Genomic DNA, 13,008 nt, shown 5'->3' with positions numbered 1-13,008 from the left:
CTATGACCTTGATAGCTGGAGTCAACCAGGACAACCCCCTAGAATCGCCACCACGATTAAAGGAGACGACTTCATGCTGATGGTGATTTCACCCGCCAAGACCCTCGATTACGAAACACCGCCGGCGACCCAGCGCTTTACCCAACCGCAATACCTGGACCATTCCCAGGAGCTGATCCTGCAATTGCGCGAGCTGACACCGGCGCAAATCAGCGAGCTGATGCACGTCTCCGACAAGATCGGCGGGCTCAACGCCGCGCGTTTCGGCAGCTGGACGCCCGCGTTCACCCCTGAAAACGCCAAACAGGCCTTGCTGGCGTTCAAGGGCGACGTTTATACCGGCCTCAATGCACAAACCTTCAGCGAAGCCGATTTCGATTACGCCCAACAACACCTGCGCATGCTCTCCGGCCTGTACGGCTTGCTGCGCCCACTGGACCTGATGCAACCGTACCGCCTGGAAATGGGCACCAAACTGGCCAACGCCCGGGGCAAGGATCTGTATGCCTTTTGGGGCACGCGGATCAGCGAATGGTTGAATGAAGCCCTGGCCGACCAGGGTGATGACGTGCTGCTGAATCTGGCCTCGAACGAGTATTTCTCGGCGGTCAAACGCAATGCCCTGAACGCGCGCATCATCAATACCGAGTTCAAGGACCTGAAGAACGGCCAGTACAAAATCATCAGCTTCTACGCGAAAAAGGCGCGCGGCATGATGAGTCGCTTCGTGATTGAAGAACGCATCAACGACCCGGCCGCCCTCAAACAGTTCGACGTGCAAGGCTATCGTTACAGCGCCGAGCAGTCGAAACCGGACAACCTGGTGTTCCTGCGCGATCACGCTCCAGACTGAAGCACCGCTTGGCGCATGACGCTCAAATTCGTCATGCGCCCCCCCATAGATCACCCCACTTCCCCCGCCTTTTTCGCCATTTTTATGGCGCCAAAAATACATCATTCAAATTTATAACTTTAGTTTCACTCGACTTTTACGATTTTTTTCAGTAGTGGCACTGAAAATTTTTATCAGTAGTGGCAAAAAACTATCCCCTCCAATAAATCGCCTATATATAAAGGGCGAAACGGCAAGTGCTATCAATATGAAAGCAGTGCCATCTTTCTCAATATTTCAAGAAATTTCAGATTTCGTGATCAGCGGATCGGAACTATGTCCGAATGCACCGCTCATACCACCGGTAACGATTCTCACAGTGCTTGTACGAGATAACTTACGCAGAGCAGAGATCCATGTAGCAAAGTTGTCACATCAACTTGTGCTGAATAATCCCTGATTTGAGCAACACACAACGGACAGGAGATAACGGTTTATGACTATCCCCTACAAGGCCATGGCAGCGCCCCTATAAGCGTGCTCGATGGAGCACCCAACCGCTTGATTTACAGGCTTCCAGCCTGGCTTTGAGCGCGCAAGACGATTGCACAGTCATCCTCTGACAACAGGGGGTCGGCTGCATAACAGGGCACGTCACAATAATAAGGCCTGGTTACGCACACCTTGAGTGCACTTATTTAGACACTCGTAACTTATATGCCAGTACGCGGCATTGTTGCGCCTGCAATCCGCACTTGCGAGTGCACTATGACCGCTGAAACACCATTAACTACGGCCATCTAATGGCCTGATGAATACAGGCTTGATAATAGAGAGGTAATTGCGATGCGCATCAGCATATTTGGTTTGGGTTACGTCGGCGCAGTGTGTGCCGGTTGCCTGTCTGCACGGGGCCATGACGTCGTCGGCGTCGATGTTGCCAAAGACAAGATCGATATGATCAATGCCGGCAAATCGCCGATCGTTGAACCGGGCCTGGGCGAACTTCTGGCGCAAGGTATCCAGACGGGCCGTCTGCGCGGCACGACCAACTTTGCCGAGGCGATTCGCGACACCGACCTGTCAATGATCTGCGTCGGCACGCCGAGCAAGAAAAACGGCGATCTGGAACTGAACTACATCGAGGCCGTGTGCCGCGAAATCGGTTTTGTCCTGCGTGACAAGAGCACCCGCCACACCATCGTCGTACGCAGCACCGTGCTGCCTGGCACCGTGGCCAACGTGGTCATCCCGATCCTCGAAGACTGCTCGGGCAAGAAAGCCGGTGTCGATTTCGGTGTCGCCGTGAACCCTGAGTTCCTGCGCGAAAGCACCGCCATCGCCGACTACGACCAGCCGCCAATGACCGTCATCGGTGAGTTCGACAAGGCCTCGGGTGACGTTCTGCAATCGCTGTACGAAGAGCTCGATGCACCGATCATCCGCAAGGACATCGCCGTCGCCGAGATGATCAAGTACACCTGCAACGTCTGGCACGCCACTAAAGTGACCTTCGCCAACGAGATCGGCAACATCGCCAAGGCGGTCGGCGTCGACGGTCGCGAAGTGATGGACGTGGTCTGCCAGGACAAGACCCTGAACCTGTCCCAGTACTACATGCGCCCAGGCTTCGCTTTCGGCGGTTCCTGCCTGCCGAAAGACGTTCGCGCCCTGACCTACCGCGCCGGCTCCCTCGATGTGGAAGCCCCGCTGCTCAACTCGCTGATGCGCAGTAACGAGTCCCAGGTGCAGAACGCCTTCGACATCGTATCCAGCCACGACAAACGCAAAGTCGCGCTACTGGGCCTGAGCTTCAAGGCCGGCACCGACGACCTGCGCGAGAGCCCACTGGTTGACCTGGCGGAAATGCTGATCGGCAAGGGCTACGACCTGAGCATCTACGACAGCAACGTCGAATACGCCCGTGTCCATGGCGCGAACAAGGATTACATCGAGTCGAAGATCCCTCACGTTTCGTCCTTGCTCAACGCCGACTTTGACGACGTGATCAACAACTCCGACGTGATCATCCTCGGTAACCGTGACGAGAAATTCCGCACCCTGGTGCAGGACGTCCCGCACGGCAAGCAGGTGATCGACCTGGTCGGCTTCATGTCCAAGGCCACCAGCGTCAGCGGCCGCACCGAAGGGATCTGCTGGTAAAGCAGCAATAAGCGAAAAGCTTCAAGCGGCAAGTTAAGCGCTCCTCGCTTGCTGCTTGAGGCTTGAAGCTTTCAACTGACTTTAGGATTCCGATTATGCACAGGCTAAAGCACGGCCTACTCCAGGCCGCCGGTTGGCTGTTTTATCTAAGTTTATTGATGGGCATCGCCCTGGCGTTGCCTGTATCCACGTTCGACTCCGAGTCGAAGGACTTCATTTTCCTGATCGGTATCGTCGGCATCTGGCGCTACTCGATGGGGGCCACGCATTTTCTGCGCGGCATGCTGTTTCTCTACGTGGTCTATCCGCACCTGCGGCGCAAAGTGCGCAAGCTTGGTAAAGCGGCGGACCCGTCCCATGTCTTTCTGATGGTCACCAGTTTCCGCATCGACGCCCTGACCACCGCGCAGGTCTACAGCTCGGTGATCCGCGAAGCCATCGACTGCGGCCTGCCGACCACCGTGGTTTGTTCCATCGTGGAAATGTCCGATGAGCTGCTGGTGAAAAGCCTGTGGAACCGGATGAATCCACCGGCCCGGGTCAAGCTCGACTTCGTGCGCATTCCCGGCACCGGCAAGCGTGACGGCCTGGCCTACGGTTTCCGTGCCATCTCCCGTCACCTGCCGGATGACCGTGCGGTGGTGGCCGTGATCGATGGCGACACCGTGCTCGCCGAGGGTGTGGTGCTCAAGACCGTGCCGTGGTTCCAGCTGTTCGGCAACGTCGGCGGCCTGACCACCAACGAGTTCTGCGAAGTGCGCGGCGGCTACATCATGAGCGAATGGCACAAGCTGCGCTTCGCCCAGCGTCACATCAACATGTGCTCGATGGCCCTGTCCAAGCGCGTGTTGACCATGACCGGGCGCATGTCGGTATTCCGCGCCAGCGTCGTGACAAACCCGGACTTCATCGCCGACGTGGAAAGCGACTCGCTGCAACACTGGCGCCTGGGTCGTTTCAAGTTCCTCACCGGTGACGACAAGTCGAGCTGGTTCAGCCTCATGCGCCTGGGCTACGACACCTTCTACGTGCCCGACGCGGCGATCCACACCGTTGAACACCCGCCGGAAAAGAGCTTCATCAAGGCCAGTCGCAAACTGATGTTCCGCTGGTACGGCAACAACCTGCGGCAGAATTCCCGCGCCCTGGGCCTGGGGATCAAGCGCCTCGGCCTGTTCACCTCGGTGGTGCTGTTCGACCAGCGCGTGTCGATGTGGACCTCGTTGCTCGGCCTGACCGTCGCCATGATCGCCAGCTTCAAATACGGCACCGCGTTCATCCTGGTTTACCTGCTGTGGATCGGCATTACCCGCCTGATCCTGACCCTGCTGCTGTCCTGCTCCGGTCACCGGATCGGGCCGGCCTACCCGGCGATTCTCTATTACAACCAGATCGTCGGTGCGTTGGTGAAGATCTACGTGTTCTTCCGCCTCGACCAACAGTCCTGGACTCGCCAGCCCACTTCTCTGACCCGAGATCTCGCCAGCTTTCAACGTTGGTTCAACACCTGGTCGTCTCGGACCATGACCTTCTCTGCCGGCAGCATTTTCGTCGCCGTGCTGCTGTTGATGGTCTGACCGAACTCGCCTGAATTAACAAGGAAACCGCCCCTATGAATACCGCCGTCAACGCCAACGTAGTGCATGAATCCGAAGCCCAGCGCCAACACGCCCGAGTGAAAATCCCGGCCAAGTTGCGCTTCTTCGGTCCCGACCGCACGCCGGTCGAAGCGCGAGTGCTCGACCTCTCCGCCGGTGGCCTGGCCTTCAACGCCGGCCAGCTGCCGCTCAAGGCCGGCGATGTGTACAAGGCCCGCCTGCAATTCGTGATCGACAACCTCGGCCTGGCCATGGACGTCGAGTTGCAGGTTCGCTCCTTCGATCGCCAGACCGGTCGTGCCGGTTGCCAGTTCCAGAACCTTGAACAACAAGACATCTCGACCCTGCGCCACCTGATCACCTCGCACCTGGCCGGCGACATCGTCAGCATCGGCGAAGTGCTGGCGACGCTGCAGCGTGACAACTTCACCAAGGCACGCAAGGTCAAGGACGGCGGCCACGGCATGTCCGCGTTCGGGCGCATGAAAGCCGTGACCTTCAGCCTGGGGATTTTCGTGGTTGGCCTGGCAGCGTTCGGCTTCATCTTCAAGTCGGTGTATGGCATGTACTTCGTCAGCCACGCTCAGGCCGGTCTGGTCAGCGTGCCCGGCGTGAGCATCACCATGCCCCGCGACGGTACCGTGCAGAGTCTGTTGAAACCCGATGGCGTGGCCGCCAAAGGCGCCCCGCTGGCGACCTTCAGCACCAGCATGCTCGACGTGCTCAAGGGCCATCTGGAAGACGATCAACTGACACCGGCCAAGGTCGAAGAGCTGTTCGGCAAGCAAATGACCGGCACCCTGACTTCGCCGTGCGATTGCACCCTGGCTCAACAAATGGTCGCCAACGGTCAGTACGCCAGCAAAGGCGACGTGATCTTCCAACTGGTGCCACGCAACAGCGAAGCCAACGTTGAAGCGCGCTTCTCCTATCGCCAGTTCAGCGACGTGCTGCCAGGCACTGCGGTGCGCTTCCAGATCGCCGGCGAAGACAAATCCCGCACCGGCAAGATCGTCAGCAGCACCAGCCTGAAAAGCGCCGACCTGTCGTCCGACATTCGCGTCCTGATCCAGCCGGACGAAGCCCTGGACACCACCTTCGCCGGCCGCCCGGTGGAAGTGAGCAGCGACCGTGGCCCGAACCTGAACTGGCTGATCGACAAAGCCATGGCCGCTGGTCTTTAAGCGGAGGACATGCCTGTGACGACTATCTTGAACACACCGCCGACCCTGTGGGAGCGAGCCTGCTCGCGAAAGAATCGACGCGGTTTGTCTGATGCACCGGGGCGCCTGCTTCGCGAGCAGGCTCCCTCCCACATGGGCTCACTGTGCGCCATTGCTCTGGCAGTCAGCCTGGCTGGCTGTGCCGGCCTGCCCGACCAGCGCCTGGCCAACGAAGCCCTCAAGCGTGGCGACACCACCACTGCGGCGCAAAACTACCGCGCGCTGGCGGACCTGGGCTACAGCGAGGCGCAAGTCGGGCTGGCTGACATTCAGGTCGACAGCCGCGACCCCGATCAGATCAAACAGGCCGAGGCGACCTATCGCGCCGCCGCCGATGTTTCGCCACGGGCCCAGGCACGCCTCGGTCGCCTGCTGGTGGCCAAACCCGGCGCCACCGAAGCCGAGCATCACGAAGCCGAAAGCCTGCTGAAAAAAGCCGGCGCCAATGGCGAAGGCAACACGTTGATCCCGTTGGCCATGCTGTACCTGCAATACCCGCACAGCTTCCCCAACGTGAATGCCCAGCAGCAAATCAGCCAATGGCGCGCCGAAGGCAAACCGGAAGCGGGTCTGGCGCAGGTGCTGCTCTACCGCACCCAGGGCACTTACGACCAGCACCTGGACGAAGTGGCAACGATCTGCAAAGCCGCGTTGAACACCACCGACATCTGCTACGTCGAGCTGGCCACGGTCTATCAGAAACAGGCCAAGCCTGAGCAGCAAGCCGAACTGATCAAGCAGCTGCAAGCCGCCCACGCTCGCGGCGCGGTTTCGGCGCAACGGGTTGACAGTGTGGCCCGTGTGCTCGCTGATTCGACCCTTGGCACGCCTGACGAAAAAACCGCGCAGTCGCTGCTCGAACCCATTGCTCCAGGCTACCCGGCGTCGTGGGTCACCCTCGCGCAGTTGCTCTACGACTTCCCCGAGCTGGGCGATGTCGACCAGATGATGAAGTACCTGGACAACGGTCGCGCCGCCGACCAGCCACGCGCTGAACTGCTGCTGGGCAAGCTCTACTACGAAGGCAAGATGGTCCCGGCTGACGCCAAGGTCGCCGAAGAACACTTCCAGAAAGCCGTCGGCCGCGAAGTCGCCGCCGATTATTACCTCGGCCAGATCTATCGCCGGGGCTACCTGGGCAAGGTTTATCCACAGAAGGCCCTCGACCATCTGCTGACTGCGGCGCGCAACGGCCAGAACAGCGCCGACTTCGCCATCGCTCAATTGTTTTCCCAGGGCAAGGGCACCAAGCCTGACCCGCTCAATGCCTATGTCTTCAGCCAATTGGCCAAGGTCCAGAACACCCCGCAAGCCACCGAGCTTGCGCAAACACTCGAAGCCCAACTGCCGCCCGCGCAGCTTGCCGAGGCCCAACGACTGTTGAAACAGGAACAGGCGACTCGTGGTGCCTTGAGCCAGAACACGCTGCAACTGCACGCCCTGCAAGAAGAGGACGGCGAGGAATCCCTATGAAGCTCAATCCATTCATGAAGGCCGGTATTGGCCTGACATTCGCGCTGATCTGGTCCTGCCCGACACTGGCGGCCATCACCGAAACCAAGAACTTCGGCCTCGAAGTGAAGATCACCGGCCAGTCCGAAGACGACCGCGACCTCGGCACCCGGCCCGGCGGCGACGTCAACGGTGTCGGTCTCGACCTGCGTCCCTGGGTCTATGGCGAAAGCGGCGCGTGGAGCGCCTACGCCATGGGTCAGGCCGTGACGGCCACGGACATCATCGAAACCGACACCCTGCAACAGTCCGAAGGCACCGAGAACACCAGCAACAATGATCGTCAGACCAAGAAGAACTACCTGGCGATGCGCGAGTTCTGGGTCGGCTACAGCGGCTTCACGCCCTACCCCGGCGAGATCCTCAAATTCGGTCGCCAGCGCCTGCACAACGACGACGGACAATGGCGCGACACCAACATCGAAGCCCTGAACTGGACCTTCGACACCACCCTGTTGCGCGCCAATGCAGGTGTCGCCGAACGCTTCAGCGAGTACCGCACCGATTTGAAAGAGCTGGCGCCCAAGGACAAGGATCGCCTGCACGCTTACGCCGAGGCCGAGTACCAGTGGACGCCAGGGCAATGGGTCGGCATTCGCGGTCATCACACCCACGACGACGGTAAGCTCGACTATCCGCAACCGGGTGTGCCCAGCGACTCGCTGGACAAAAAACAGAACGGCGACATCAGCTGGATCGGCCTCCAGGCCAACAGTGATGCCTATAACTGGCGCAACACCAACACCGTCAATTACTGGGGCAGCGTCACCGGCATGAGCGGCGACCGCGATACGGTCAACCCGCTGAACGCCGATGGCACTGTGCCCGCGCAAGCCAAGCAAAGCGGCGATGTCAACGGCTGGGCCACCGACCTGGGCGTGCGCCTGCGCCTCGATCCGCAATGGCAAGTCGGTGCGGCCTACGCCCGGGCCAGCGCCGATTACGAACAGAACGGTCTGGAAAGCAACCGCTCGAACTACACCGGCACACGCTCACGGGTCCACCGTTTCGGCGAAGCCTTCCGTGGCGAAATGAACAACCTGCAAACCGCCACCTTGTTTGGTTCGTGGATGCTCAACGATGAGTACGACGCCAGCCTGATCTACCACAAGTTCTGGCGTGTCGACGGCAACAAGCCGGTCGGCAGCAACGGCATCGATGCGGTGCAGAACACCACCGACGACGTCACCGGCGCCGTGCTCTCCAGCACCTCGCTGCCGCTGAACGATGGCGAGAAAGACATGGGTCAGGAAATGGACCTGGTGGTCACCAAGTACTTCAAACAGGGCCTGTTGCCAGCGGCGCTGAGCCAGAAGATCGACGAGCCTTCGGCCCTGGTGCGCTTCCGTGGCGGCGTGTTCAAGCCGGGCGATGCCTACGGCAGCCAGGTTGATTCGTACATGCACCGCGCGTTCATCGACGTGATCTGGCGCTTCTGATGCACACCGCGAAGGGAGTCCCCGACATGAACAATGCCAAGAAAGGTTCGTTGACCTTGCTGGCTGGCGCGATGCTGCTGGCCAGTGCGGCTGCCTTCGCCAATGTGGAGCCGGCCAAAGTCGAACCGGCGGCCCCTCAACCAGGCAAGCCGGCCACCCTGGCCAAGGAACTGCAACAGGCCAAGACCTACACCGTCAGCAGCGCACCGACCGCGCCGCTGGAACTGGCCACGCCGAAACTGCCGGACATCTCCGGCTACACCGCCGAATCCATCGCCGCGAAAATCGTGCGCAGCAAAGCCGGCAAGATCAGCGTACGCCGGATGATGCAGGAAGACGCCCTGAAGGACTTCATCGGCGGCGACAACAAAATGGCCGAATGGGTGGTGCGTCAGCACGGCATCCCGCAAGCGATCTTTGTCGACGACGGCTACATGAACCTCAAGGACGTGGCGAAAAAGCTGCCCAAGTACGTCATCGAAACCTCGCCGGGCGTGTTCCTCGCCCGGTTGCCGATCGTGGTCGGTCGCCACGGCATCCTGGAAATCGACAAGCAGACCCAGGAGCTGCGTCTGTCGCAAGAAGCCGGCTCGTTCCTGGTCAACGACGGCCAGTTGTTCGTGCGTGATACCAAAATCACCGGCTGGCGCGAAAAGGACAACGGCCCGGCGACATTCACTTCGCCGAAGGAATTCCGGCCATTCCTGCTGTCCTGGGGCGGCACCGAGACCTACATCGCCAACAGCAAGATCGCCAGTTTCGGTTACGCCAACAGTAAGTCCTACGGCGTGAGTATTTCCCAATACACGCCGAACATGGCCAAGGTGCTCAAGCGTCCCGAGCCGACCGGCTGGATCGTCGGTTCCGAGTTCTCGGACATGTGGTACGGCTTCTACTGCTACGAAACCCGCGACTTCGTGGTCAAGGGCAACACCTACAAAGACAACATCGTCTACGGCATCGACCCGCACGACCGCTCCCACGGCCTGATCATTGCCGACAACACGGTGCACGGGACCAGGAAGAAGCACGGGATCATTATTTCCCGTGAGGTCAACGACAGTTTCATCTTCAACAACCGCAGCTACGACAACCACCTCTCGGGGCTGGTGATCGACCGTAACAGCGTGAACAACCTGATCGCCCACAACGAGATCTACCAGAACCACACCGACGGCATCACCCTCTACGAGAGTGCCGACAACCTGTTGTGGGGCAACAAGGTGATCAGCAACCGGCGCCACGGCATCCGCATTCGTAACAGCGTGAACATCCGCCTCTACGAAAACGTCGCCATGGCCAACGGCCTGACCGGCGTCTACGGCCACATCAAGGACCTGACCAACACCGACCGCGACATCAAGCTCGATCCGTTCGACGCCCAGGTGTCGCTGATCGTGGTCGGCGGTGAACTGGCGGGCAATGGCAGCGGCCCGCTGTCCATCGACTCGCCGCTGAGCGTCGAGCTGTACCGGGTGTCCATGCTCGCACCGACCAAATCCAGCGGCATCAGCTTCTCGGGGATTCTCGGCGAACGCCAGGATGAAATTCTCGACCTGCTGGTGCGCCAGCAGAAAGCCGTGCTGATCGACCCTGTCGAACGCCAGACCGAAATGCAGGACTGAGGATAATTTTATGCACCCACACTTGATCAAATTACTCAGCCTGTCGGGCCTGACACTCGGGATTCTGGCGGCCGCCAGCGGTGCCCGTGCCGACGAAGTCAAGGCGCCCACTTACACCGCCGAACCATGCTGCAGCCTGTGCCCGGCCGCCCACGACGCAAAGAACTACACCACGCGCTATCAGCAGAACTTCACCACGCTGGTACAGGCTCAGGGCGACTGGTTGTTCCGGACCCAGGAAGACCTGCGCACCGAATTCGACACCACGCCCGCCGGCTACAAACGCCTGAAGCAACTGCACGATGCGTTCAAGAGCAAAGGCGTGGAACTGGTGGTGGTCTACCAGCCGACCCGTGGCCTGGTGAACCGCAACAAATTGAACCCGGCGGAAAAAGCCAGCTTCGATTTCGACAAGGCACTGAGAAACTACAAAACCATGCTCGGCCGTTTCGCCGCCATGGGCTACGTGGTGCCGGACCTGTCGCCACTGACCAACGAATCGTTGCCCGACACCCTGCCCGCCCACGACTTCTACTTCCGCGGCGACCAGCACTGGACGCCTTACGGTGCCCAGCGCACGGCGAAAATCGTCGCCGAGAAAATCAAGCAAATGCCCGAGTTCGCCGGCATTCCCAAGCGTGAGTTCGAGACCCATAAGTCGGGTCGCATGGGCAAGACCGGAACATTGCACAACATGGCCGGTCAACTCTGTGGCACCAGCTACGCGATCCAGTACATGGATCAATTCACCACCGAACCCAAAGGCGAAGCGGGCGATGGCGATCTGTTCGGCGATTCCGGCAATCCGCAAATCACCCTGGTCGGCACCAGTCACAGTGGCAAGAACTACAACTTCGCCGGTTTCCTCGAAGAGGCCATCGGCGCCGACATTCTCAACGTAGCGTTCCCCGGCGGCGGCCTGGAAGGCTCGATGCTGCAGTACCTGGGCAGCGAAGAGTTTCAGAAGAACCCGCCGAAGATTCTCATCTGGGAATTCTCGCCGCTGTATCGCCTCGACCAGGAAACCATCTACCGCCAGATGATGGCGCTGCTGGACAACGGTTGCGAAGGCAAGGAAGCACAGATGTCCGGCAGCACCACCCTGAAGCCGGGCAAGAACGAACTGATGGTCAACAGCAAAAACCTGAACCTGCAAAACAGCAGTCATCAGGTCGACATCCGCTTCGCCGACACGTCGGTGAAAACCCTGCAAGCCACCCTCTGGTACATGAACGGGCGCCACGAGGACATCAAGATCGACAAACCGGAAACCTCCGAGACCGACGGGCGTTTCGCCTTTGAGTTGCGCACGGACGAAGACTGGGCCTCGCAGAACTTGCTGGCCGTCGAAGTCCAGGGCCCTGAAGCGGGTGCCGCGCCACAGAAAGTCGAAGCGAAAATCTGCAAACGCAACGTATTCCCGAGCGCTGAGCAACGTACCGCTCAGGCCGGGCAATGAGGTCTGCCATGCGAAATCCGATATTGAAAAATCTGTTGGCCCCCACGCTTTTGAGCCTGGCGATGTTCGCCGGCGCAACCCAGGCGGCCGCGCCATTGCGCCCGCCACAGGGTTACTTCGCGCCGATCGAAAAACTCAAGACCGGCGACAAGGGCGAAGGCTGCGAAGCGATGCCGACGCCTTATACCGGCGCCCTGCAATTTCGCAGCAAGTACGAAGGTTCGGACAAGGCCCGCGCCACGTTGAACGTGCAATCGGAAAAAGCTTTTCGCGACAGCACCGCCGACATCACCAAACTGGAGCGCGGTACCAGCAAACGGGTCATGCAGTTCATGCGTGACGGTCGTCCGGAACAGCTCGAATGCACACTCAGTTGGCTGACGGCCTGGGCCAAGGCCGATGCGTTGATGTCCAAGGACTTCAACCATACCGGCAAGTCGATGCGCAAATGGGCGCTGGGCAGCATGGCGTCCGCGTACATTCGCCTGAAGTTTTCCGACTCCCATCCGCTGGCCAACCATCAGCAGGAGTCGCAGCTGATCGAAGCCTGGTTCAGCAGGATGGCCGATCAGGTGGTCAGCGACTGGGACAACCTGCCGCTGGACCAAACCAATAACCACTCGTACTGGGCCGCCTGGTCGGTGATGGCCACCTCCATCGCCACCAACCGCCGCGACCTGTTCGATTGGGCGGTCAAGGAATACAAGGTCGGCGCCAACCAGGTCGACGCCGACGGCTTCCTGCCCAACGAACTCAAGCGCCAGCAACGCGCCCTGGCCTATCACAACTACGCCCTGCCACCGCTGGCGATGATTGCCAGTTTCGCCCAGGTCAACGGTGTGGACTTGCGCCAGGAAAACAACGGCGCGCTCAAACGCCTGGCTGATCGCGTCCTCGCCGGAGTGAAAGACCCCGACGCGTTCGAGAAAAAGAACGGCAAGGAACAGGACATGACCGACTTGAAAGAGGACATGAAATTCGCCTGGCTCGAACCGTTCTGCACCCTCTACACCTGCACGCCCGACGTGCTGGAGAAGAAGCACGGCATGCAACCGTTCAAGACCTTCCGTCTGGGCGGCGACCTGACCAGGGTCTATGACCCGGCCAACGAGAAGGGCAAAGGCTCTTAGGCCAACCCAAAACCCTGTGGGAGCGGG

At 59.9% G+C, this 13,008-nt stretch carries 9 protein-coding genes; all 9 read left to right on the top strand.

Annotated elements, in window-relative coordinates; translation table 11 throughout:
* Positions 1-73: 73 nt before the first annotated feature.
* The 9 genes from yaaA (at position 74) to F7R06_RS23985 (ending at position 12,981) form a co-directional block, all read left to right on the top strand.
* Positions 74-853, top strand: coding sequence for a peroxide stress protein YaaA (gene yaaA, locus F7R06_RS24025; protein WP_090324986.1), 780 nt, complete (start codon positions 74-76; stop codon positions 851-853).
* Between the two features lie 825 nt (positions 854-1,678).
* Positions 1,679-2,995 (top strand): nucleotide sugar dehydrogenase, encoded by a 1,317-nt coding sequence (locus F7R06_RS24020; protein ID WP_090324988.1) that lies wholly within the window; start codon positions 1,679-1,681, stop codon positions 2,993-2,995.
* 95 nt (positions 2,996-3,090) lie between these two features.
* Positions 3,091-4,572 (top strand): mannuronan synthase, encoded by a 1,482-nt coding sequence (alg8, locus tag F7R06_RS24015; RefSeq protein WP_090324989.1) that lies wholly within the window; start codon positions 3,091-3,093, stop codon positions 4,570-4,572.
* Positions 4,573-4,607: 35 nt separating this feature from the next.
* Complete coding sequence (locus tag F7R06_RS24010) at positions 4,608-5,777, top strand: alginate biosynthesis protein Alg44 (RefSeq protein ID WP_090324991.1); 1,170 nt, start codon at positions 4,608-4,610, stop codon at positions 5,775-5,777.
* 9 nt (positions 5,778-5,786) lie between these two features.
* Positions 5,787-7,289, top strand: a complete 1,503-nt coding sequence (gene algK / locus F7R06_RS24005; protein ID WP_090324992.1) for an alginate biosynthesis TPR repeat lipoprotein AlgK — start codon at positions 5,787-5,789, stop codon at positions 7,287-7,289.
* Complete coding sequence (locus F7R06_RS24000) at positions 7,286-8,767, top strand: alginate export family protein (RefSeq protein ID WP_090324994.1); 1,482 nt, start codon at positions 7,286-7,288, stop codon at positions 8,765-8,767. Before algK ends, F7R06_RS24000 begins: the two co-directional genes overlap by 4 nt.
* Before the next feature lie 26 nt (positions 8,768-8,793).
* A complete protein-coding gene (gene algG, locus F7R06_RS23995; protein ID WP_090324995.1) occupies positions 8,794-10,392 on the top strand; it encodes a mannuronan 5-epimerase AlgG in 1,599 nt (532 codons plus the stop codon).
* Between the two features lie 10 nt (positions 10,393-10,402).
* Positions 10,403-11,851, top strand: coding sequence for an alginate O-acetyltransferase (locus F7R06_RS23990; RefSeq protein ID WP_090324997.1), 1,449 nt, complete (start codon positions 10,403-10,405; stop codon positions 11,849-11,851).
* An 8-nt stretch (positions 11,852-11,859) separates the two neighbouring features.
* Entirely contained in the window at positions 11,860-12,981 is a 1,122-nt protein-coding gene (locus tag F7R06_RS23985) for a mannuronate-specific alginate lyase (protein ID WP_090324998.1), read from the top strand.
* Positions 12,982-13,008: the final 27 nt, after the last annotated feature.

The sequence above is a fragment of the Pseudomonas moorei genome (assembly GCF_008801475.1).
GTDB lineage: Bacteria > Pseudomonadota > Gammaproteobacteria > Pseudomonadales > Pseudomonadaceae > Aquipseudomonas > Aquipseudomonas moorei.
Note: the sequence above shows the minus strand (reverse complement) of the source record. Positions and strands in the feature narration are given on the sequence as shown.